The organism is Rhizobium sp. YTUHZ045, from assembly GCF_051124255.1.
In the GTDB taxonomy this organism is placed as follows: domain Bacteria; phylum Pseudomonadota; class Alphaproteobacteria; order Rhizobiales; family Rhizobiaceae; genus Rhizobium.
On record NZ_CP101432.1, the window covers coordinates 2,436,882 to 2,459,959 of the forward strand.

Here is a 23,078-nt window from a genome sequence, read left to right on the forward strand (position 1 = left end):
TTGCTGTTCATCAGAACCGATTTCTCATATCCTTAATATCGAGGCTTTCAGTCGTCGGGGTGTCATGGATCGGCTTGATGCGATGCGGGTTCTGCTTGCGGTGGTTGACGCCGGCAGCTTGTCGGCAGGCAGCCGGAAGCTGAACGCGCCGCTGCCGAGCGTCAGCCGCAAGGTTGCCGATCTGGAGCGATATCTCGGCGCAAACCTCATCATCCGGACAAGCCGCAACCTGCAGCTCACCGATGCTGGCCGCGATTATGTCGATGCGGCTCGCAGGATCATTGCCGATCTCGAGGAGGTCGAACGCAGGGCGTCAGGCGAATATCAGACGCCGCGGGGACTGCTGACCATCACGATGCCGATCGAGTTTGGCCACCGCTACGTTCTGCCGATCGCGCTCGATTTCATGAACAAGCATCCTGAAGTGACCTTGAACCTCTTGTCCCTCGACCGCTCTGTTCATCTGATCAACGAACAGGTCGACGTCGCCATCCGACTTGGCGAGTTGGCCGACAGTTCGCTCTATGCGGTCAAGGCCGGCGAGTTCCGCCTGTTGACCTGCGCAAGCCCGGCCTATCTGGAGCGGCATGGCACTCCCCAGCATCCGACCGAGCTCACCGATCACGACGGCATCATGTTCAACGACAGGTCCTTCTTCTGGAGCTTCGAGATCGACGGGACGCCGGTCGAGGCGATGCCACGGAGCCGGATCGAGGTGAACACCGCGGCCAACTGCGTCGCCGCCGCGTGCAGTGGAGCCGGGATCGCCCGCCTCTTCGACTATCAAGTTCCGGAGGAGCTGTCTTCGGGCATGCTCGTGCCGATCTTGAAGGATTATGACGGCGGGCCCAAGCCGATCCACATCGTCTATTCCCGCCAGGGCCTGCTTGCCCTCAAAGTGCGCGCCTTCATCGATTGGATTCTGCCGCGGCTTCGCACGGCCTGCGGCAATTATGGTGATGCGCCGTCACCGGAATGAAACGCGTCCTTCCCTGACCGTCCGCGCCCAATCCTGGCCAAGCCGATAATTGCCAAGCATGGTCATTGTCATCGGCCACCGAGATTCAGTTCGTCAGCGGACGATGCGGTCGACCTGCGCCTGAAGGTGTGGGCCGATCAGCAGGATGGCGGGAATGACGATGAGATAGGCGATGCCCCACGAGCGAAGCCACGTCAGCACGAATCCCTCGGAAAAACCCAGGTTGAGCGCGAGCAGCGTGAAAGAAATGAGCCCTGTCGTTACGATGCCCATCGACAGGGCGAAGGCGATCTTGCGTTTGAAAAGCGTGTTCATGTCTGTCTCCTGACTGGATGAGAGATCAAGACCGCCTCGGCAGGTCTCGACCCCGGTTAGCGCTTCGAAGATCGCGCAATGCCGGCACCGGCGGTAGCGGGAAAACCTGAGAGGCAGCCTCTTGAGTTCGGCAAGTTCCGAACGGCGGGCAATCCTCCGCGGATGGGAGCGACATGCCCCCGCAACGCGCTGCTTTTCCACATCGTCCACAGCGCTCCGGCTTCTCGCAACCTGATGCAAGACTGAGCGAAAACGAGAGGCTTGCTCTCACTCCTGCTCGCTACCGGATGGATTTCCCCGAGCTCATATTCCCGTCATTGCCGCCCGGAACCCTGCTGGGCCGTGGCGGCGCCCAACAAAACAGCATTGCGCTGTCTCACCAGCTGAAATTGAACAAGGAGCATCCAATGTCGAAAGTCATCTATACCGGCACCACCAACACCACCGGCGGACGCGACGGCGCGTCCCGCACGTCAGACGGTCGCCTCGATGTGAAACTCTCCCCGCCCGGCTCTTCGGCTCCGGGCACCAATCCCGAACAGCTCTTCGCCGCCGCCTGGTCCGCCTGTTTCCTCGGTGCGATCGGACGAGCGGCTGCCGAACGCCAGCTTCGCGTGCCCGCCGATGCTGCCGTCAATGCCGAGATCGACCTCGTCTCGAACGATGACGGTGGCTATGTCCTGCAGGCGCGGCTGAATGCGAAGCTGCCGGGCATCGAGACTGACCTCGCCAAGTCCCTGGTGGAGCGCGCTCACCAGCTCTGCCCCTACTCCAAAGCCACGCGCGGCAACATCGCCGTCGAACTCAACGCCGCCTGATCGGCTCAACTCAACGTCGCGCCGGTGTCCCGGCAATGCCGGCACGACAGGCGCGACTACAAAGGATTATGTCATGACCATGGTCGCAAGAGCCCTCGCAACGGCAGCTCTCCTGTTCGCCGGCACATCCCTCCACGCGCAGACGCCGCATGAGGTGGCCACGCAGTTCCTTCCGATCAAGAACGAACCCGCGCCCGAGCTCTTCGTGGATCAGCCCCTTGAAGAACCACTGGCCACCAGAGGCGTGGCCATCATTCCCTATCGAACCGAGAACTTTCGCATCCTGCCCGTTTTCGGCGCCAGCGCGACCGATGTCTCGCCCCGCGCCGGGCACCTTCATGTCAGCATCGACGACCTGCCATGGCGGTGGGCCGATGCAGGCGGCACCGGCGCTATCGTCCTCACCGGCCTGCCGCCGGGCGAACACAAGGTACTCATCGAACTCGCCACACCAGTGCACGAAGTGCTGGGCGGAAAGCTTGTGAAATTCACCGTACCGTCGGTTGGCGGTGCGCAACATTAGAGGTCTGTTTTCCGATCTCCCCAATTTCACCCAAGCACCATTGTAGTGAACTTGGATGAGGGAATCTGGGATGTCGATCTTGCTAAGAAGTTTGTCGCTACTGGTTGGAATAACATTGGCGGTACCAGCCTTTGGCGATTGCTTAACCGCTAAAGAAGCCGAACAGGGAGTGCTGTTGACCAGAGAAGCGCCTTTTTATTCCGTATTCTACAAGCCGGACGGCCCGGGTCTCACCGAACAACGGCTGATGGAGCGCGACGGTTCACTGCAGCCGGTGTCGGCTGTATATTTGCACCCCTTGCTCGTCGAAAAGAGAGTGAGTGCCAGCGGAACGCATGAGCTGAAATACGCGAATGCGATTGCGTTGGACGATCTGCCACAGAAGAAGAACTGGCAATCCGACACCACGCTTTTCATCAATGGCAAAAAATCCGTTTCGGGCACGACTTTTATCAGGTTCGACGGCTTGGGGGAGGAAACGATTGCATCTTGTTCCTACAAAGTCTGGGCCATCAACAGCCGTCTGAAACTGACGGAATTGCCGCCGATTATCTTCGAACAATACTATTCCCCCGACCTTCATCTCGTTCTTCGTTCGGTAAGACTGAGCGCCTCCGACCGGCCGTTGAGCGAGGTTCGATTTGATCGGTTCCAAATCGGCTGGGGCAACTAGGGGGACATTGTGTCGCCTCTATCATGCCAGAAAGCCCGCTGGGCGCTCCCTCACTGCCTGCCACTTTGTCATCGCGAGGCGATGGCGACCATCCGGTTGAGCTTGGCCATGTCAGCTTCGTTCACAGTGGAGTGCTCGCAGAGTCCGATTGCACCACTCAATCAGCTGGATCAACTGATTTATGTCAAAAACGGTGGGGAGTCTGGAGGAATGTGCGAGGGAAGAAAATGTCTGCAAGACTGGGAAATTGGGCTGCTTGTGCGCGGGGGAGATGGGTTTATTGGATTAACGTATATGGGGAATGTGTTGGTATCGTAGTCTTGTGCGGTGTCATAAGTGACGTTGGAACACCTACTACCAGTGGATAAACATGTGGAATACATCTCGCATCATTGCACTCAAACCTTCACCGGTACTTAACTGATCGAAGCAAACCAGAGAGATTGGCTGTTCGATCGATGTATATCCCACGAACCCTCATTGTAGCAAAAGGAACGAAGGACGAACGCATCGTCGAGGAAGGCGATATTGGCACTATGGGGCGTGTGGTGGTGCTTCTCGGAGAACCAGGGATTGGCAAAACCGAGCTGACAAAGCAGCTTGAAAAGACATTCGGAGCACAGCGAGTTGCCGCGGGAACATTTTGTCGGTCAGCTGACCCTTCAGCCTATCAGGGTCGGGCTGGTGCTCCGCTGATTATTGATGGACTGGATGAAGTTCCAACGTCCAACGCCGAACCGTCGATCGACAGCGTTCTCACGTCACTCGGCAAACTAAAGAATCCAAACGTTATCATCTCCTGCCGCGCAGCGGACTGGACTGGCACATTGAATCGGCAGAAGTTTTCGCAAGATTACGGCGTCATGCCGGTTTCCGTGCATATTCAACCCTTCAATCGTGAACAGGCAACCGCATTTCTTGTCAGTTATGATGCTGGAATTGCAGCCGACCAATTGCTGTCGGCCATCCGATTGCAAGGACTGGACGACCTCGGTGGAAACCCCCTCACATTGCGGCTCTTAGCCGAAGTCTGGCTAAAAGATGATGGTCTTCCACGTACAAAGACTGAGCTATTGAAGCGCGCAACAGAACTTCTTACCGACGAAGAGAATCCGGCACACGATCTATCGCGTCAAGCACAGTTGTCGACGGAAAAGCTTCTACAGGTCGCAGGCTGTACATTCGCACATCTGCTTTTGACTGGAGCGGTTGGAATAGCAATTGGCAACCGCAGAAAGGCTCCGGAAGGCTTCGTGCCCTTGGCGGAGCTTAATGATGTAAGCCCATACGCTGACATTGAGACAGTTACCAAAACCCGCTTGTTTCGACCGGAAGCGGAAGATCAGCTAGTTCCAATTCACCGCGTTATCGCTGAACATCTTGCCGCGCGCTGGCTCAGCCAGAAACTTGATTCTAAGCTGTCTGAGCGACGACTTTTCCGCCTGATCGAAGTGAACGGAGGTGTACCGTCCGCATTAAGAGGCCTTCATGCTTGGCTCGGACATTTTTCACCAAAGGTTCGCGAGCGATGCATTGATGCTGACCCCTATGGCTTCCTTCGATACGGAGACACATCCAGCCTTAGCGCCCAAAGTGCGCGACATCTGTTACAAGCGCTGACAAAACTGGCGGACGATGATCCATATTTTCGGAGCGAGGATTGGAGTGTTCGATCCGTGGCAGGGCTTGCAAGGGCCGAGCTAAAGTCTGAAATCATCGCGCTGATCACCGGCCCTCAGCGGCATGTGCAACTCTCAGCACTCATTTTGGCATCACTTATCGGGTCGACATTAACAAACGACGTCGTTCCGGAACTGCTTGAATTGATACGAAACTCCAAGGCTCCCTATGCAGAGCGTAGCGCGGCAGCGGAGGCCTTGGCAAAGGCCGACGTTATCATTGACTGGCAAAGTATTGTAGAAAACTTACTGTCTAATGGGAAATATGAGAACAGTCGCTTAGTCGCAGATATCATAATAATTGCTGGAACAGCTAGGTTCTCTGCCAACATTATTGCAAATACCATAGTCGCTTTGTGTGGCATTAACGAGTCAGAGCGTCGCGAGGCGCGAGTTGCTGGCATGGACTATTTGCTTATCAAGCGGATTACCCCAGAGTTAGCACAAGATATTCTCGACGTGATTGCGGCAAAAATCGCGGCGAAGAGAAGAGATCAATATTGGCATCCCGGACGAAGCCTCACATCTGCTTTACTTCGGCTGTTGGCGTCTGCGCTCAATGGGCCTGCAATCGATCCGCCCCGGCTTTGGTCATGGGTTTCTCATATTGAAAGCCAACGCGGGTCGTCTGACGAAGGCATTGAGCGCATCAAAGGTCATCTTCAGGAAAACGATTTGTTTCGGCGCGAGGTCCAGCGAATAGCTCTTTACGACACTGCCATTGACGGCGGTCCATGGATGGCAATTGTGCACGAACTGCCGCGTGCGCTTCCGGGTCTCAGTATAACGATTGAGGACGCTACATATTTTCTCAGCGAGATCGCACAAACCGCAACTCTTGACGCTCATCAGGTAACGCTTTGGACAGACTTGGTTCGCGCCGTGAGTCGATTGGGTCGAGACAATGAGGCCTTGAAGAGCGCAATAACTGCTGGCGTTGAGAAACATCCAGAACTCGCCTCCGCGTATGAGGAGTTCACGAGACCACCAATTCGGGATTATGAAGCTGAGGAAAGAAAACGCCGCGAACAATACGAGAAAAAGCGGCAGGCAAATTTTAGAAGGCAGCGTGCTGAATTTGTCAAAGATATAAACCAAATAGCGATTGGCCAAAGCGGGGCGTTGGTTTCGTTAGCGAATGCTTATCTCAACCGATACTCTGATCTTGATAGCAGCGCAGATCCTATTACCAGGCTGAAGGAATGGGTCGGCGAGGAAGTGACCAACAGCGCGATACTGGGGTTTGTTCCCGCGTTACAACGCGATGATCTCCCCAACTTGGAACAAATCTGGTCAATTCGCCACGAAAATAAGAATTGGACCATCGAGCCGGTTATGCTGGCGGGTGTCGCTGAAGTAATAAGAACTTGCGGAACGCTTGCTGATATCCCGGAAAGGGTTGTGGACGCCGTTTTAGGCATCTGGTGGGATATGCCGGAATTTCACGGCGCGAAGCTCGGCGAAGACATCGAAATCGCCCTAGAGAAAGTTGTATTTGAAGACGACCAACGCTCAGAGAAGTTCGTTATAACAGTAGTGGAGAGCCAGTTTAGGTCAGGGACACAACATGTCTCTGGACTATACCGACTCTTAAGAGATCAGCGGTTTCTATTGTTCTCGCCCAGGCTTGCAATTAAGTGGTTGAAAGACTATCCGCACGCATCGTATAGCACACAGCTGGAATTGATTCAGTTCTTGCTTCATCGAAGTGATCAATCCGAGTTGGTGGCTCTCGCTTGTCAGCGTATTCATCAGTTGCATTTGCTGGATGAAGAATGCCAACGGCTTTGGAAGGCCACGGCATTTTGTATTGCCTCCTTTGCCCTTGCGCATAAGGGCGAAAGCGGCTGCCCCTCAAACGAAATGATCTGGTCGGTCCGAAGTATCATGCTACCCGACAGGACTGATGTCGGAAACTTGACACTCACCGCCGATCGTTACGAAGCCATTGTTGAAAGGTTCGCCCCGCTTTGGCCGTTAGTAAGCCATCCAAGCGGCAGCTGGAGTGGAGACCAAAATCCTTGGGACGCTAGCGAGTTTATCTCGTATTGTATCAATGCGCTCGGTGCAGATCGCACGGCGGCAGGTACCGAAGCGCTGGAGCGTCTTTCCTCGTCGATTGGTGACACCAGCTATTTACCGCAAGTAAGACACGTCATTTTTAACCAGCGGCGAAACCGGAGAGATCAAGAGTACACGCCACCAACGCTCGAAGCAGTTGCCAAGATCCTCGCGAATGCCGAACCTTCAAGCGTGAAAGACTTGCAAGCCTTGATCTTGGATCATCTTGATGATCTCCAGCGGTACGTTGCGAACGCTGACACTGAAGGTTGGGAAGCGTTCTGGGAGATTAATCGGCCTAAAATCGAGAACACATGTCGCGATAGATTGTTGGATTTATTGAGACCACGTCTTCCAGGAACTGTCGAGCTGTTCCCGGAACTTCCGATGCCTGATCACAATCGCGTCGATATTTATGCAACCATACTTGGACAAGGATTACCGATCGAAATCAAGGGGCAATGGCATTCGGAAGTTTGGAGCGCGTCAAGAACTCAGCTAAATGAAAAATATGCTCGAGACTGGCGCACAGGTGGACGCGGCATCTATCTCGTCCTCTGGTTTGGTCGGGTAAGCGGTAAGAATTTGCCAAAGAGACCAGACGGAAAATCTCCCCCCGTCAATCCGTCTGAGCTCCAAACAATGCTCGTTGAGAGTTTGGGTGAAGGAGAGCAATCGAGGATCGACGTAGTCGTTTTCGATGTATCAAAACCTGCTTCAACGCCGTTACACAGTGCGTCAGGCACTCCTTGAGAGTGAATGGCAAATGCATGCGGCAAATACAGCGAGGCCGGGCCTACGATTTGGCAGGTGCCGTTGACTGGTATTATAGGCCGTGTTGCCCGGCGTCCCCGCACCCTGTCATAGGACGCGCGGACTTCCTTCATCTCCCTTCATCTCCCTTCATCTCCCTTCATCTCCCTTCATCTCCTCCTCAGCCATCCAACTCCACAATCGCACACCCATACCCCTCAAGCTCCAGCCTCCCCGCCACCAGCTTCTCCCCATCCAGCAGGTCCCGCCCGGCCGGCACGCCCCCCACCGTCACCGCCTGATCCATATAATTCTGCACAAACAGCAGCCGCCTCACCTCATTCATCCGCATCGTCACCTCCACGCCCTCCGGCAACCCGCCCACCAACGGCTCAATGCCGGCCGGCGCAAACAGCCGTTCCGTCAGCGCTTCCGTCAGCTCCGGGGTGAGATACGTCCCGAGATAGACCACCTGCCCCTTGCCGACCTTGCGGGAGGTCGCCATCGGCTGGCCTTCGGCGTAGCGGTTGGACCAGGCGGCGATCACTTCGACGTCGGGGGCGATGGTGAGGTTTTCGTAGAAATGGCCGGCGGCCATTTCGCGGTTGCCGATCTTGAAGCGGCGGACGCGGCGGTGGCTTTCGGCCGGTTTGTTCGGCGGGATGACGAGGCCGCCGGAGCGCTCCATCACGTCGAAGAGACCGTTGGCGCCGGGGGCGGCCAAGCGGCCGAAATCTTCGACGCGCACGCCCGTCAGCTTGGAAAGCGCGGTGCCGGGCGCGGTTTCGCGGATGACGTGGTTGTCCTCATTGCGGGTGCCGGTGCGCGCGCCGATGACGACGGTGCCGCCGGATGCGGCGAAGGCTTCGAGCCTCGCCGTCCATTCGTCCTTCCACATCACCCAATGGGGCACATAGAAGAGCTTCAGCCTGGAAAGATCGTCCTCGGGGTGGATGAAGCCGCAGGCGATGCCCCTGTCATAACAATGCTGATGCAGCAGGATCGCATCGTCCTGCGGGCTCGGCAGGCCGATCGGATAGGTCTTGTGGGCTTCCTGATTGTCGAAATCGGAGCCGGCGATGCCGACATCCATGCGCACATAGGTGCCGAGGATCTTGTCTTTGAGCGCCGTCATCTCGGTCGCGAAGCGCGTCGCCTCCTCATAGCGGTGGCGGCCGATATCGTCATGGTCGATGATGCCCATCCAATAGATCTCGGCGCCGAAATGAGCGGGCCGCCAGCGGAAGAACATCAGGCCGTCGGCGCCGTGCGCGACCGAGGAGAGCGCCATGCGGCGCAGTTCGCCCGGCTCCGGCGTCAGCGTGCAGAAGCCCGGCTGGCTGCCGAAGCCCGATTGCTGCTCGGGCACGATGTAATTGCCGGAAAAGCCGCGGCAGATATCGAGATGCAGCGCCTGCACCTTGGCGTGGTTGCCGAGCCGCATGAACTCGTCATAGAGCATCGGATAGATGTCGTAGCCGACGAAATCGAGATCCTTGCTGAACTGGCCGCGGAAATCGATATCCCGGAGGCCGCCGAGGTTGTGGAAGACGAACCAGGAGGATTTCACCTCCCTGAGGATCTCGACCTGATCGTGCTGGAAGCGCGCCGTGGAGAAGGCGAGGAAGCGGTGATAATCCTGCAGATGGCCGGGGCTCGGGAAGGTCGGGCCGAATTCGATCGGCAGCACCACCTGATCGAAACTGTCATAGGCCGTCGCCCAGAAATCGCCGCCCCAGGCGGCGTTGAGCTTTGATATCTCGCGGTATTTATCGGCGAGGAAGACCTGGAATTCGCTGAGCGTCGCTTGGGAAAAGCTCTCCGGCATGCTGGTGTTCAGCTCATTGTCGGTCTGCCAGCCGACGACGAAGGGATTGTCGCGATAGTGCTCGGCCATCGCCCGAGTGATGCGCTTGCTGTGCTCGCGAAAGACCGGGCTTGCCGTATCGCAGTGCTGGCGCGAGCCGTGGCTCATCGGCCGGCCCTTGCCGTCCACCCTTAAAATTTCAGGGTGTTCAGCCGTCAGCCAGCGCGGCGGTGTCGCCGTCGGCGTGCACATGATCGTATCGATGCCGTGGCGCCCGAGGATTGCTATGGCGCGGTCGAAGAGATCGAAATCATAGGTGCCGAGCTTCGGCTCAAGAATGTGCCAGGCGAATTCGGCCATGCGCACGACATTGAAGCCGGCTTTCGCCATGCGCTCGGCATCCCGCTCCCAATAGCTTTCGTCGACATGTTCGGGATAATGCGGCACACCGACGAGAAAGCGGTCGGTCTGGACGGTGTTCCATGCGGAGAGGGTCTTGTCGGACACGGGCGGTTCTTTCCTGATTACTTGTCGAGGATGGTCTTGCGGGCGCTGATCGTGCGGCCGCCATCGGGGGAGAAGAGATAGAGTTCGTTCGCATCGAGCTTCAGCGCCACCTTCTGCCCGACGGCAAAGGGCGCGACATAGGAGAGCTGCGCGGTGATGTTGCCGGTGCCGCTTTCCGACGCGATCGTGCGGAGATTGCCGGCATCGACATAGAGGATGGTCTCGCGGCCGAGATGCTCGACGAGGCGGACTTCGCCATGGATGGCCCCGCCCTCGCTGCCCTCGGCGACCACGGAGATCGCCTCCGGCCGCACGCCGAGCGTCAAGCCCGCGCCTTTCGCAAGCGACGTGGGCTGGGCAAGCTCCACCGTCAGCGGCGCAAGGCCGGGTGCGGAAACGGTCACGCTGCGGCCGGAGACAGCGTCGAGGGTGACGCCGAGGAAATTCATTCTCGGCGCGCCGAGGAAGCCGGCGACGAAAAGATTGTCGGGGTTGCGGTAAAGCTCCAGCGGCGAGCCGACCTGCTCGATGATGCCCTTGTTCAGCACGACGATGCGGCTTGCCATGGTCATCGCCTCCACCTGGTCGTGGGTGACATAGACCATGGTGGCGCCGAGCTCGGCATGCAGGCTGCTCAGTTCGACGCGCATCTGGGTGCGGAGCGCCGCATCGAGGTTCGACAGCGGTTCGTCGAACAGAAAAACCTCGGGCGAGCGGGTGATCGCCCGGCCGATCGCCACGCGCTGGCGCTGGCCGCCGGAAAGCTGCTTCGGCCGCTTGTCGAGCTGGTCGTCGATGCGCAGTATCCTGGCGGCGCGGGCGACCGCCGCGTCGATCTCGGCCTTCGGGCGCTTGGCCATGCGCAGGCCAAAGCCCATATTCTCCGCCACCGTCATATGCGGATAGAGCGCATAGGACTGGAACACCATGGCGATGCCGCGATCGCCCGGTTCCTGCCGGCTGACATCGCGGCCGTTGATGAGGATCTGGCCCGAGGAGATCGCCTCCAGCCCGGCGATGCTCTTCAAAAGCGTGGACTTGCCGCAGCCGGACGGACCGACCATGACGATGAACTCGCCCTGCGCCACGGAAAGATCGATGCCGCGCAGCGCATGATAGGAACCGTAGTTCTTGTTGATCGCACGGAGTTCGAGACTGGTCATATCCTGGCCCTCTCTTGTTGAAACGGAAGACGCCGGCTCATCCCTTCACCGCGCCCATGGTGAGGCCGGCGATGAAATGCCGCTGCATCAGGAAGAACATCACGACGGGCGGCACTGCGACGACGATGGTGCCCGCCGAAACCAGGTTCCAGGCCGAAACCCATTCGCCGCGCAGATTGGCAAGGCCCGCCGTCACCGGCTTGACGCTGTCGCTGACGGTCAGCACCACGGCCCAGAAATAATCGTTCCAGACGAAGGTGAAGATCAGGATGGCGAGCGCGGCAAGTGCGGGCCGCACCAGCGGGATCACCACATGGATGAGCGTCTGGAAGGGCGAGGCCCCTTCGGCGCGGGCCGCCTGGAACAGCTCGTCCGGAAGCGCGGCGATGAAATTGCGCATGAAGAGCGTGGCGAACCCGGTCTGGAAGGCGACGTGGAAGATGATCAGCGCCACCGTCGTATCGATCAGGTCGAGGCGCACCATCAGGTCGCGCACCGGGATCATTATGATCTGGTGCGGCAGGAAATTGCCGCCGACGAAGAGCGCGAAGATCAGCATGTTGCCGCGAAAGCGGTAGCGCGACAGCACGAAGCCGGCGAGCGTCGACATGACGAGCACACCGATGACCGAGGGAATGGTGATGATCAGGCTGTTGAGGAAATAGCGCGCCATCGGCGTGTCGGTGAAGACCGCCCGGTAATTGTCGATGACGCCGATCTCGGTCGGCCAGCCCCAGAGATTGCCGCCCATCACATCAGCCGTCGAGCGGAAGGAGGTCAGCACGATCGCAAAGAGCGGGCAGAGCCAGAGGATGAGCACGACGACGACGGCGAACACATAGAAGCGGCGCTGCCAGATCGCGGTTTCGGGTATCGGACGAGGATACATCAGCCTCCCCTCTCTTCGCTGCGGATGATGTGGGTGAGATACCAGGCGATGAACACGGCCATGATCACGAAGAGCACCGAGGCGATCGCCGCGCCGTAGCCGAAGCGGTAGGAGAAGATCGACTGCTCGTACATCTGGTAGGCGAGCACCGAGGAGGAGCCGAACGGCCCGCCCGCGGTCATCACCGAGATCATGTCGAAGGAGCGCAGCGCGCCGACGACGGTCACCGCAATGGCGATGAAGGTGACCTGGGTCAGCTGCGGCAGCACGATGTGGCGCAGCATGTTCCAGCCCCTCGCCCCATCGACGCGCCCCGCCCCGATCAGCTCTTCGCTCAGATTGTTGAGGCCGGCGAGATAAAGCACCATGCAGAAGGTGATCTGCGGCCAGAGTGCGGCGATGACGATCGCGAAAGTGACGAAATGCTCATCGGAAAGCACCGCCGGCGCCACCGCCCCGAAGGCCCGGAAGATCAGCGCCAGCAGCCCGAACTCCGGCGTATAGACCCAGGTGAAGACGACGCCCACCGTGACCGATGCCAGCACCAGCGGAATGAAGAACAGCGACTTCAGGAAACGCATGCCCGCGATTTTCTGGTTGACCAGGAGTGCGATGGCGAGCCCGATCGGGGGTGCTGCCATGAACATGACGAGCCAGATCAGATTGTTCTTCAGCGACACGTAGAACTGCGGATCGTTATAGAGCTCGACGTAATTGCCGAGCCCGATCCACACCATCGGCCCGAAGCCGTCCCATTCGTGAAAGCTGATCCAGACGCTGCGCACCGCCGAGAGCAGGATGACGGTGGAGAATAGCGCGATCGCCGGCGCGATGAGCAGAGTCGGAGTCAGCCACCACCGCTGGCGGCGCCATAATGTCTGCATGTTGAGAACCTCGTTTGTGACTGGACCGCCGCTCGCCCTCATCGACCGCTGCGGGCTGCCCCTCATCCGGCTGCCGCCACCTTCTCCCCACTCGCGGGGAGAAGGGACTGAGTCGCGACCTGGGGGAGAGGGTTAGGGTGAGGGGCAGCTTCAGAGTACGCGAGCCGCCCTTCAGATCTTATAAATCCGCTTCCGCGTCCCCTCGAGCCGCGTCAGGATCGCCTTGCGCCGGTCGGGCTTGGCCATGAATTCCTGGAAGCCGACGAGGCCGGCCTGGGCCATGTCCGGATCGCTGTCGCGGTCGTAATATTGCGAGGCGCCCTGCACCGTCTTCATGGTCTCCACGGCGACATTGACGAGCGGGTCCTTGCTCGCCGGCAGGTCGTTGCGCGGCGGCACGTTGCCGCCCGGCTCCAGATAAGCCGCCAGGTTCTCCGGCTTGTAGAAATAGGCGAGGAACTCGCGCGCGCCCTGCTTGTTCTTCGCCTTGGCGGGAATATGGACTGAGTTGACCGAGAATTCCTCGAAATGGCCGATCTTGGGATCGAGCACCGGGAAGGTCGCGTAGGCAAGCTGCGGCAGATCAGCCTCGGTGAAGGCCGAGCGCAGGAAGGCGCCGAGGTTCATCATGCCGGCCTTCTTCTGCGCCAGCAGCGCTGCGGCCTCCTGCCAGCCGAAGGAGGTGTGGTTCGGCGTGAAGAAGCCCTTTGATATCATCGCTTCCCATTGATCGAAGACCGGCGTCAGCGCCGGATCGAGATAGCTCATCTCACCGTTCATCAGTGCCATGTGCCTGTCGAGCCCGTTGATGCGAAGGTTCATCTGATCGAACCAGCCGGCCGCCGGCCACAATTCCTTGGTGCCGATCGCAACCGGGGTGATGCCTGCCGCCTTGCACTTGTCGCCATAGGCCAGGAACTCTTCCGCCGTCTTCGGCGCGGTCAGCCCATATTGATCGAACACGTCCTTGCGGTAGAACATGCCCCAGAGCGTGCCGCCGGTCGGAAGGCCGTATTGCTTGCCGTCTTCGGTGACGGCGCCGGCCGTCGCACCCAGCACGTCCTTGTATTTTTCCTTCTCGAAAAGGTCGGAAATATCGTCGAACAACCCGCGCTTGACGAAGGCGCGCATGCGGTTGCCCGAGAACCAGAAGCAGACATCGGGCGCGCCGGCGACGAGATAGTTGCGGATCGCCGTCTTGTGCGCCTCGTGGTCCATATTGTTGATGACGACGTTGACGCCGGCTTCCTTGCCGAAGCCCGTCGCGATCGATTTCAGCGCATCGAGTGCCGCGCCATTATTCTCAGATGAGATGATGGTGACTTCCTGCGCCTTCGCGACCGCGGGGATCGGGAAACTGCCCGTGACCGCCGCCGCCGAAACCACGCCCGCCCCTTTCAGAAAGCTTCTGCGGGTAGTTGAGGGAAAATGCTGTGAAGATGCCATTGAATTCCTCCCGGTTGCTCGATCAACACCGCCTGGCCCGAGCCGCCTCCTCCTTGAAGCGCGTTCGCGCAGACATTCAACGTGCCGATCCGGTGCTGGCCTCCAGCCTGCAAATCCTGCCGGCTTCAGTTGATCGGCGGCCGAACTTATGCATAGATTGTGCGAGCCCGCAATAATTAATTTACAAAATTAAGGAAATGCATCGTGAAGCTTAAAGGCGACCAGACCACGGCGAGAGCCATGAACCGACGCCTCATCCTCAACCTTCTTCGCCGCGAAGGGCCGAGGAGCCGCGCCGATATCGCGACCGTCATCGGCTTGAGCCCCGCCGCCGTCACCTTCGTCGTGGCAGATCTCCTGGAAGAAGGCATCGTCGCCGAGGGCAAGGCAGTGCCAGGCCCCGCCGGCCGCCGGCCGATCCCCGTCGAGATCAATTACGAGCACTCGCTCGCGCTCGGCTTCAAGCTAATGGTGGATTCAGTGGAATGCGTGGCAACCGATCTCGCCACCAATCCCGTCGCCGCCATGCGCATCACCCTTGATGGTCACGATCCTGATTATGTCGCCGATCTCCTGGCGAGCACGGTTCCCGAGCTGGTGAAGCTCGCCGGCCGGCCGAAGGCCAAGCTCGCCGGCATCGGCATCTCCATGCCCGGCGTCATCAACCACGAACAAACAGCCTGCGTGCGCAGCCACCGCTTCAAATGGGACAACGTTCCGCTGGCCGCGCTGGTCGCAAGCCGCGTCCATGTGCCCGTCTGGCTGGAGGACGACACCAACGCCTACGCCATCGCCCAGCAGCTCTTCGGCCTCGGCCGTCAGCACCGCAACATGGCGGTACTCGCCGTCGGCGTCGGCATCAGCTGCGCGCTTGTTATCGACGGCAAGCTCTACCGCGGCGCCAATGGCGCGGCCGGCAAATTCGGCCACACCCTGTTCGAGGAGAACGGCCGCCTCTGCGAATGCGGCAAGCGCGGCTGCCTGATGGCCTATCATTCCGAACTCTCGATGCTGCGCCGCTGGCGTGAAGCGACCGGCGGCGGCGGCGAGCTCGGCCTCCCCGAACTCCGCGAAGCCCTCGCCTCAGGCGACGCCACCGCCACCGTCCTCGTCGCCGATTCCGGCCGCGGCATCGGCACCGCACTCGCCAACCTCGTCAACATCACCGACCCCGAAGTCATCGTCGCCGGCGGCGAAGCCATCTCGCTCGGAGACCCCTTCCTCACGCCCCTGCGCGAAGCGCTTGCCGCCCGCACCTTCCGCACCGCACCGCCGCTCCTGCCAGACTGGGAGGACAATTCCTGGGCAAGAGGAGCGGCGGCGCTGGTGACGCAGAAGATCTTCGATTTCGAGTCGTCGGGGGGTGTGACGGATATTGCGACGCTCGACGTGAGAGGTTCGACTTCGGCGGCTTGAAATACGAGGGAGCTGCGGGATCGCCCTTGCCGGGCAAGCCGTGCCGCGCACCCCCCTCTGCCCTGCCGGGCATCTCCCCCACAAGGAGGCAGATCGGCAAGAGGTTGGATCATCGCTCGCACCGTGGTGCAGCAGCTATACGTTCGTAGTTTGGGGCAGCCATCACGCCCAGCCGATCTCCACCCTTGTGGGGGAGATGGCCGGCAGGCCAGAGGGGGGTACGGCACGGCACAACGAAACAGGCTATTCCATCGGCATCGATAAGATCAGGAGACAATCACTCTCGCAATCAAGAAATTATGCCAGCACTTCTCGCGCGACCGCATCCACGCCCTCGGCGCGATCATCGTCATTCGGATTGATTGATAGCTGATAGAGCACCTCGTACAGCCTGCCAATACAATCAGCAGGAAGATGGCGAATAATCAGATCCAGACAAAAATACTTCCAGGTGGAGTCGTTTCCTGCAAGTACACGCATGACAGGCTCGACGATGGGGTCGCCAAGCGATGCCAGAAACCGCGCAAGCGGTCCAGCGACCGGCCAATTGCCGTCAGCGGTCCATCCCAGCAGATCATCGAGAATTGACGCCACCGCAGGATAGCCCGCCTTCTCGACGGCCGAGACTGCCGCAAGATCATGTTTGTCACGAGGTACGAGGCTTTTGATATCCATTACCTCTTTCTAACATCAAGCGGCCGCGCCGCAGAGACATACGCTTGCAAAAAAATACAGGTTTCCCAAGGCATCGCTAGCTCCAATCATCGGCTTCCGCTCGCTGATCCCCTGAACGCGTTCAGGGCGCAGCTTCCCCCTGGGGCAGTTGCATTTCGCGCTCACGCGACTACCTTTCACACAAGGCCGCTCCCCTAGTGGCAAAGATAAATCACGTGAGCAAGCCATGTGCCGAAACATAAAACCTCTGTTCAACTTCGATCCGCCGGCGACGGACGAAGAGATTCACGATGCCGCGCTGCAGTTCGTGCGCAAGCTCAGCGGAACGACCAAACCGTCGAAGCCCAATGAGGCCGCGTTCGAGCGCGCGGTCAGTTCGATCGCTGCCTGCGCCCGCGAACTGCTCGATTCAATGGAGACGTCGCAACCGCCTCGCGATCGCGAGGAAGTGGCCGCGAAGGCGCGCGCGAGGTCCGCGATGCGGTTCGCGTAACTCGCAGATACACAAGCTTACAAAAAGGTATGTTTCCCGACACATGCCTGGTTCAATCATCGACTGAAATGGCGTCGCGGCCAACGAGCCGGGACCGACCAATTCAGGAAGGATGACACAATGAAAACGATCCAGGCCATGGTACTCGCCCTTGCTCTCGGCGGCGCGGCGGCAGCGCATGCGGAGCAGCCGATAGAGCGCACCGACCTCATCAAGAACGATATCGACGTGCCGGGCCACGAAGTCGTCCAGGTGCGCGTCGATATCGCTCCGGGCGTGCTCGCACCGAACCACTCGCATCCCGGCGAAGAGGTCGCCTTCGTGCTCGAGGGCACGCTGGAATACAAGCTCGAAGGCAGGGAGCCGGTGACACTCAGGGCCGGTCAGTCGCTGTTCATACCCTCCGGCGTGGTGCACTCGGCAAGGAACGTCGGCAGCGGCAGGGCTTCGGAACTGGCGACCTATATCGTTCGCAAGGATGAGGCGCTCGTCGTTCCCGCCAAATGACGTCCGATTGAGACAGGCACTTGAAATCCGCCCGCCCCTCGTGTCGTTCTAAGGATAGTGCCGGAGTTCCGCCAACCGCAGCAGCTCGTCATTCTCCTTCGCCACCCCTTCCGCCAGGCGAGCGGCGGCGATCGCAGGAAGCCACGCCAGGATGGCACGGACCTCTGCACCGGTGGCGGAGGCATAGGCCTCGACATAGGCCATTGCTCGATCGGCATGGCATTTCGCAGCAGCACGTAGCTTCGGCAGACATCAGCCAGAGGATTGCCGGAGCAGGCGTCGAGCCAATCGACAACCATCGCGCCCCGCCCTGATCCGTGAATATTCCACGGGTGGAAATCGCCATGGCAGACCCTATCGCCGTCGGGAAGGGAATCGAGCGCCGACAGCAGCCGCTTTCTCGACGCGGCATCCAGTCCCTCCGCCCACCGGATCCTGGCCGAGAGACGCGCCAAGAGGGAGGGCAGCCCTTCACCCGGCTGGCTGTGGATGCTGCAATGCAGCTGCGCCATTTCGCCGAACGCAGCGTCTCCTGCCGTCGAGACGAGCCGGTCGGCAAAACACGAGGCCGGCGCCCGCTCCATCACCACGCCCCAGCGCCCTTCGAACTCGCCGACCGCATGAACCTTCGGCGCCGGCAGCGAAAGCCTCTCGACCATCGCAAGGTTCGCCCCTTCGCGGAACGCCGACGCCTTCGAGGCGGGGTGCCGATAGAGTTTGAGCGCCAGCGCCCCGTATTCGAAGACTTCGGCCTCCTTGCCGGAGCCAAGCAGCCGGCCGATTTCCATCATTGGTGCTCCGCTCTCAATTCGATGCAACTTGCAGAAAATACCGCGTCCGGAGATTGCCACGAGTGAACAGGATGAGGTAGCGTCCGCGAGCCTCAGCTCGCTTTTTGTTTCAGCAGAATCGACGATGAAGACCGCCATCATATTCGATTGTGAATTTCTTTGCGTCGAAGGCTCGCAGCGCAGGTTCTGGTGCGCGGCGCATGATCCCGATCCCGTCATCGCCCAGATCGGCGCCGTGAAGCTCGGTCTCGAAGGCGAATATCCGATCCTCGATACGCACAAGTCCTACATCAAGGCCGTTGACCGCTTCGGCAGAAGATATCCGCTCGATCCTTACTTTACCAATCTCACGGACATTACCGAGCAGGATATCGACGCTCATGGCGTCGCCTTGCAGGAAGCGCTTGCGGCCGTCGACAGCTTCTCGGGTGGCGCCCGGTTCTGGTCCTGGGGCAAGGATGAGATGAACTTGGTGGCTATCAGCTGCTATGTAGCCGGCATTCAGCCGCCCATTCCGGCCGGCCGCTTCGACAACGCCGTCAAGCTTCTCCTTGCAGCGGGAATGCCGATCGAAGATCTGGCAAGGACGCCGAGCAACAGGCTCGCCGACTATTACGGCGTCGACCATCCTCCGTTGCGGGCGCATGACGGGCTCGACGACGCTCTTTCCGTGACATACGTGCTGCAGCATCTGATGAGGATCGGCAAATTGCAGCCCGAGGTTTTCGACCGGCTCTGACGGAAGAAATCACGCTTCGAAGCAGCGCCCGGCCAAATTGGCGGGCACTGCGGCCCTAAAGCAATTCCAGGGAAAGTGTAGAGCGGTTTTCCGTCCGGAATTGCGTAAACGCCAAAACTTAGAGTGGTTCTGCTCCTCCATGAAAAGCTGAACCGCTCCAGGCAAAAGCCTATTGCTGCGGCTGCGCCGGCGGCGGAGTGCCGATCTTGTCCAGAACCTTCTTGGCGAGAGCCGGGTCGCTTTGCGCGGCGGTCAGGATCGAGGAATATTCCTCGACGGAGATGTCGGGAGAGGCCTGGACGGTTTCGACCATCTGCTTCTTGGCTTCATCCTGCAGCTTCTGCTTCGAAGCCTGATCCTTCGTCGCGTCGATCTTGGCGGAATATTCCTGCCTGACTTTATCGACCTGCACGTAGGCAACGGCAAAGGCCTCGAGTTTCTGATCACTAACAGGGGAAGCCGCACCGGTAGCACCCTGTCCTTGCATGGGCGCCTGGCCCTGTGCCGGCGGCTGCTGTTGTGCCTGGGCAAGCTCGGTCGCGGATGCCGGGCTGAGAGCAAGCAGGCTGACCACCGCGGCCGTCATCGTTGCGAGGGATGTATAACGAGTGATCATTTTCATTCCTTTTCCGGTGATTTTGGACGGCAGCAAGACCGCCTCGGTCGATCGCTCAGCCGCTCAAAAGGCTGGCGAGGTCGCAACGATGAAGGCTGAAAAGGGCTCGGTGCGGCGATAACAGGGCCATTTGCTGACGATTGAGCGGCAGCTTTGTGGCCTGAGGCAGCCACTACCTCGCGAACTTCCGCGCGCCCATCACGCAGAGAATGACCGCAACCGTCACGCCGAGCATGGCCCACGTCACCGGCTCGTGCAGCAGGGTGGCGGCGAGCGCCAGACCGAAGAAGGGCTGGAGCAGCTGCAACTGGCCGACGGCGGCGATGCCGCCCTGCGAGAGGCCGCGATACCAGAAGATGAAGCCGATCAGCATCGAGAACAGCGAGACATAGGCAAGGCCGACAAGCGCCGGCGTTTCTATTCCGGCGAAACTTGCCGGCCGGTAGATGAACGCGACGGCGATCATGATCGGCAGCGACAAGACCAGCGCCCAGGAAATCACCTGCCAGCCGCCGAGCGTGCGCGACAGCCTGCCGCCCTCGGCATAACCGAGACCGCAGGCAAGGATTGCCGCAAGCATCAGCAGATCGCCGACCGGCGAGGCCGTCAGGCCTTGCGTCAGGGCAAAGCTCGCCACGAGCGTACTGCCGAGAACCGAGAACAACCAGAAGGCCGGCTTCGGCCGCTCACCGCCGCGGATGACCCCGAAGGTGGCCGTTGCAAGAGGCAGCAGACCGACGAAGACGATCGAATGGGCTGACGTGACATGCTGCAGCGCCAGCGCGGTCAGCAGCGGAAAGCCCACCACGACGCCGAGCGCGACAACGGCGAGCGAGAGGATATCGCGCCCGGCCGGCCGCTTCTCACGAAAGACGATCAGCAGGCAGAGCGCCAGCAGCCCGGCGATCGCCGCGCGCGCAACGGTCAGGAAGACGGGATCGAATTGCGCCACCGCCACGCGCGTCGCCGGCAGCGAACCGCTGAAGATCACCACACCGATCAAACCATTGACCCACCCTGCCGTCATTCGCTCCATCATGCATTCCTTCCGAGATGCATGCCGTCGAAACCCTGCGGCCTTGAGAGAACGGCATGCATAAACAATAAGCTGAGGCGCGTTGGTTGAATCGAATTCGCAAGAACGGGCCGTCCAGTCTTATCCGCCAACACCGATAGCCACGACAGTGACGGTCTGATACGATTTTGCAAAACTGTTATGGTTCAAAAGGCAGTACGGATGAACGAAGAGATAACGGGCCGCACGCGCGTCGAGATGGTGATGACGACGATCCGGCAGCGCATTGCCGGTCGCAGCCTGACGCCGGGGGCAAGGCTGCCCTCGGTGCGCGGCCTCGCAGCCAGCATGAAGCTCTCGACTTCGACCGTCGTCGACGCCTATGAGCGTCTGGTCGCCGAGGGCGCGATCATGTCCCGGCCGGGCTCCGGCTTCTATGTCGCCAATCAGGCTGCCCCCTTCGCACTGACCGAGGCCGGACCGAAGCTCGACCGCGCCGTCGACCCCTTCTGGATTTCGCGGCAATCGCTGGAGGCGGATGAAGCCGATCTGAAGCCCGGCTGCGGCTGGCTGCCGCCCTCCTGGCTGCCCGGCGAGGGCGTGCGCCGGGCGCTCAGAACGCTTGCGCGCGCCGAGGGGAAGGCCCTTGCCGATTACGGCTCGCCGCTCGGTCTGCCGCCGCTGCGCCAGCTGATTTCGCGGCGCATGGGCGAGCGTGGCATCGAGGCCTCGCCGGATCAGATCCTGCTCGCCGAGTCCGGCACGCAGGCGATCGACCTTCTCTGCCGTTTCCTGCTCGAACCCGGCGACACGGTGCTGGTCGACGACCCCTGCTACTTCAACTTTCACGCACTGCTGCGCGCCCACCGGGCGAAGATCGCCAGCGTGCCCTATACACCGTCAGGCCCCGATCTCGAACTCTTCGCACAGACGCTCGCCGAACATCGGCCCCGGCTCTACATCACCAATTCGGCCATCCACAATCCCACAGGCGCGACACTCTCTCCCGTCACGGCCCACCGGCTCCTGAAATTCGCCGACCAGTTCGATCTCACCATCGTCGAGGACGATATCTTCGCCGATTTCGAATATGTGGCCGCGCCCCGCCTCGCCGCTTTCGACGGGCTCGAGCGGGTCATCCATATCGGCAGCTTTTCCAAAACGCTTTCGGCCTCCGCCCGCTGCGGCTTCATCGCCACCAGGCCCGAATGGATCGAGGGCCTCACCGACCTCAAGATCGCCACTTCCTTCGGCGGCGGCCGGATGGCGGCCGAGCTGGTGCTCAACGTCTTGAGCGACGGCGGCTACCGCAAACACATGGAAATGCTCAGGCAGCGGCTGGCGCGCGCCATGAGCGAAGTCTCCGCGCGCCTAAAGAGTTTGGGGATAAAACCCTGGCTTGAGCCCCAGGCCGGCATGTTCCTCTGGTGCCGACTGCCGGACGGCATCGACGCAGCTGATGTCGCGCGGGCGGCGTTGGAAAAGCGGATCGTGCTGGCGCCGGGCAATGCGTTCAGCCTGTCGCAATCGGCGACGAATTTCATGCGGTTCAATGTGTCGCAGACGCTGGATGAGAGAGTGTTTGCGGTGTTGGGGGACGTGTTGGGAAAGGCCGCACGATAAAGCTTACAGCACATCCCTCGGAAAAACGGCGAAGACATCAGAGCGTCCGACGGTCATGCAGTGGGACACTCCCCTCTGACTTGCCGGCCATCTCTCCCACAATGAGGGAGATCGGCTGGAAGCGCCGGTTTCCCCAAACAATAAGCGCCGCAAACTGCGCAACGTTAGTGATGCGCGAAGGTCAGGCCTCCTGCCGGTCTCCCCCTCGTGGGGGAGATGGCCGGCAGGCCAGAGGGGCCACACAGCACGCCGGCAGAATCAGCCAACGATTTCGGACGCGCTGGTCTCACCCGCCCCATCAAAACGACCGATTGAGCGCCTTATCGTTCTCCAGCCGCGTCACGCAGCCCTCCAGCTTGGCAAGCAGCAGGTCGAAGTCGAGCGGCTTCGTCAGATAATCCGCCGCCCCGGCCCGCAGGCCGGCGAGCGTGTTTTCCCGGTCTGTCAGCGCCGTCAGCATGATGAAGGGAATGTTGGAGAGCTCCGGATGATTGATCTGGATTTCCGCCAGAAGCTGATGCCCATCCATAACAGGCATGGAAATGTCGCTGATGACGATATCCGGCCATTTCGACAGGATCATTTCCAAGCCTTCGGCGCCGTTCGAGGCCTCGAGCGTCCTGTAGCCGGCTTCGTTCAACTCTTCGACGAGGAGATTCCGGATCTCGACTTCGTCTTCTATGCACAGGACTGTAACCATAAGCTC

At 60.0% G+C, this 23,078-nt stretch carries 21 protein-coding genes; 10 read left to right on the forward strand and 11 right to left on the reverse strand.

What is annotated here, in order from left to right:
- Window positions 1-64: 64 nt before the first annotated feature.
- On the forward strand, window positions 65-979 hold the full coding sequence (locus tag NMA58_RS12375; RefSeq protein WP_434710270.1) for a LysR family transcriptional regulator: 915 nt from the start codon (window positions 65-67) through the stop codon (window positions 977-979).
- A gap of 93 nt (window positions 980-1,072) precedes the next feature.
- Here the strand turns inward: NMA58_RS12375 and NMA58_RS12380 are convergent, their stop codons facing one another.
- Window positions 1,073-1,294 carry a DUF2798 domain-containing protein gene (locus tag NMA58_RS12380; protein WP_430958457.1) on the reverse strand — a complete coding sequence of 74 codons (222 nt, stop codon included), beginning with the start codon at window positions 1,292-1,294 and terminating at the stop codon, window positions 1,073-1,075.
- Between the two features lie 407 nt (window positions 1,295-1,701).
- On the opposite strand from NMA58_RS12380, the gene NMA58_RS12385 reads away from it, so the two are divergent.
- The 4 genes from NMA58_RS12385 (at window position 1,702) to NMA58_RS12400 (ending at window position 7,801) form a co-directional block, all read left to right on the forward strand.
- The gene (locus NMA58_RS12385; protein WP_221105260.1) at window positions 1,702-2,112 is read left to right on the forward strand and encodes an organic hydroperoxide resistance protein; all 411 of its coding nucleotides are present in this window, start codon (window positions 1,702-1,704) and stop codon (window positions 2,110-2,112) included.
- A 73-nt stretch (window positions 2,113-2,185) separates the two neighbouring features.
- Window positions 2,186-2,635, forward strand: coding sequence for a DUF6130 family protein (locus NMA58_RS12390; RefSeq protein WP_434710273.1), 450 nt, complete (start codon window positions 2,186-2,188; stop codon window positions 2,633-2,635).
- A gap of 70 nt (window positions 2,636-2,705) precedes the next feature.
- Window positions 2,706-3,308 (forward strand): hypothetical protein, encoded by a 603-nt coding sequence (locus NMA58_RS12395; RefSeq protein ID WP_434710275.1) that lies wholly within the window; start codon window positions 2,706-2,708, stop codon window positions 3,306-3,308.
- A gap of 458 nt (window positions 3,309-3,766) precedes the next feature.
- Window positions 3,767-7,801 (forward strand): NACHT domain-containing protein, encoded by a 4,035-nt coding sequence (locus tag NMA58_RS12400; protein WP_434710277.1) that lies wholly within the window; start codon window positions 3,767-3,769, stop codon window positions 7,799-7,801.
- A gap of 181 nt (window positions 7,802-7,982) precedes the next feature.
- On the opposite strand, the gene NMA58_RS12405 is transcribed toward NMA58_RS12400, so the two are convergent.
- From NMA58_RS12405 to NMA58_RS12425, 5 genes are all read right to left on the reverse strand, one after another.
- Window positions 7,983-10,115, reverse strand: coding sequence for a beta-galactosidase (locus NMA58_RS12405; RefSeq protein WP_434710279.1), 2,133 nt, complete (start codon window positions 10,113-10,115; stop codon window positions 7,983-7,985).
- Between the two features lie 17 nt (window positions 10,116-10,132).
- A complete protein-coding gene (locus tag NMA58_RS12410) occupies window positions 10,133-11,278 on the reverse strand; it encodes an ABC transporter ATP-binding protein (protein ID WP_434710281.1) in 1,146 nt (381 codons plus the stop codon).
- Window positions 11,279-11,315: 37 nt separating this feature from the next.
- A complete protein-coding gene (locus NMA58_RS12415) occupies window positions 11,316-12,167 on the reverse strand; it encodes a carbohydrate ABC transporter permease (protein ID WP_434710282.1) in 852 nt (283 codons plus the stop codon).
- The gene (locus tag NMA58_RS12420; protein WP_434710284.1) at window positions 12,167-13,051 is read right to left on the reverse strand and encodes a carbohydrate ABC transporter permease; all 885 of its coding nucleotides are present in this window, start codon (window positions 13,049-13,051) and stop codon (window positions 12,167-12,169) included. The genes NMA58_RS12415 and NMA58_RS12420 overlap by 1 nt, the downstream gene beginning before the upstream one ends.
- Window positions 13,052-13,222: 171 nt before the next feature.
- A complete protein-coding gene (locus NMA58_RS12425) occupies window positions 13,223-14,497 on the reverse strand; it encodes an ABC transporter substrate-binding protein (protein ID WP_434710286.1) in 1,275 nt (424 codons plus the stop codon).
- 204 nt (window positions 14,498-14,701) lie between these two features.
- Here NMA58_RS12425 and NMA58_RS12430 point away from each other — a divergent pair, with 204 nt between their 5' ends.
- Window positions 14,702-15,913 carry an ROK family protein gene (locus tag NMA58_RS12430; protein WP_434710288.1) on the forward strand — a complete coding sequence of 404 codons (1,212 nt, stop codon included), beginning with the start codon at window positions 14,702-14,704 and terminating at the stop codon, window positions 15,911-15,913.
- 297 nt (window positions 15,914-16,210) lie between these two features.
- Here the strand turns inward: NMA58_RS12430 and NMA58_RS12435 are convergent, their stop codons facing one another.
- Window positions 16,211-16,588 carry a DUF5071 domain-containing protein gene (locus NMA58_RS12435; RefSeq protein ID WP_064705430.1) on the reverse strand — a complete coding sequence of 126 codons (378 nt, stop codon included), beginning with the start codon at window positions 16,586-16,588 and terminating at the stop codon, window positions 16,211-16,213.
- A gap of 226 nt (window positions 16,589-16,814) precedes the next feature.
- Between NMA58_RS12435 and NMA58_RS12440 the strand changes: the two genes are divergently transcribed.
- The gene (locus NMA58_RS12440; protein ID WP_434713415.1) at window positions 16,815-17,081 is read left to right on the forward strand and encodes a DUF2277 domain-containing protein; all 267 of its coding nucleotides are present in this window, start codon (window positions 16,815-16,817) and stop codon (window positions 17,079-17,081) included.
- 120 nt (window positions 17,082-17,201) lie between these two features.
- Window positions 17,202-17,588, forward strand: a complete 387-nt coding sequence (locus tag NMA58_RS12445) for a cupin domain-containing protein (RefSeq protein ID WP_430958444.1) — start codon at window positions 17,202-17,204, stop codon at window positions 17,586-17,588.
- Here the strand turns inward: NMA58_RS12445 and NMA58_RS12450 are convergent.
- Complete coding sequence (locus NMA58_RS12450; protein WP_434710291.1) at window positions 17,543-18,379, reverse strand: aminoglycoside phosphotransferase family protein; 837 nt, start codon at window positions 18,377-18,379, stop codon at window positions 17,543-17,545. The two genes, NMA58_RS12445 and NMA58_RS12450, sit on opposite strands and share 46 nt — an antisense overlap.
- Before the next feature lie 124 nt (window positions 18,380-18,503).
- Between NMA58_RS12450 and NMA58_RS12455 the strand changes: the two genes are divergently transcribed.
- Window positions 18,504-19,118 carry a 3'-5' exonuclease gene (locus NMA58_RS12455; protein WP_430958442.1) on the forward strand — a complete coding sequence of 205 codons (615 nt, stop codon included), beginning with the start codon at window positions 18,504-18,506 and terminating at the stop codon, window positions 19,116-19,118.
- A gap of 169 nt (window positions 19,119-19,287) precedes the next feature.
- Here NMA58_RS12455 and NMA58_RS12460 read toward each other — a convergent pair whose 3' ends face one another.
- Both NMA58_RS12460 and NMA58_RS12465 read right to left on the reverse strand, forming a co-directional pair.
- A complete protein-coding gene (locus tag NMA58_RS12460; protein WP_434713416.1) occupies window positions 19,288-19,734 on the reverse strand; it encodes a DUF4168 domain-containing protein in 447 nt (148 codons plus the stop codon).
- Between the two features lie 172 nt (window positions 19,735-19,906).
- Window positions 19,907-20,770: a DMT family transporter gene (locus NMA58_RS12465; RefSeq protein WP_430958476.1), complete on the reverse strand. Its 864-nt coding sequence runs from the start codon at window positions 20,768-20,770 to the stop codon at window positions 19,907-19,909.
- 180 nt (window positions 20,771-20,950) lie between these two features.
- Here NMA58_RS12465 and NMA58_RS12470 point away from each other — a divergent pair, with 180 nt between their 5' ends.
- Window positions 20,951-22,372, forward strand: coding sequence for a PLP-dependent aminotransferase family protein (locus tag NMA58_RS12470; protein WP_434710293.1), 1,422 nt, complete (start codon window positions 20,951-20,953; stop codon window positions 22,370-22,372).
- A gap of 298 nt (window positions 22,373-22,670) precedes the next feature.
- Here NMA58_RS12470 and NMA58_RS12475 read toward each other — a convergent pair whose 3' ends face one another.
- Window positions 22,671-23,072 carry a response regulator gene (locus NMA58_RS12475; protein WP_085778621.1) on the reverse strand — a complete coding sequence of 134 codons (402 nt, stop codon included), beginning with the start codon at window positions 23,070-23,072 and terminating at the stop codon, window positions 22,671-22,673.
- Window positions 23,073-23,078 lie beyond the last annotated feature (6 nt).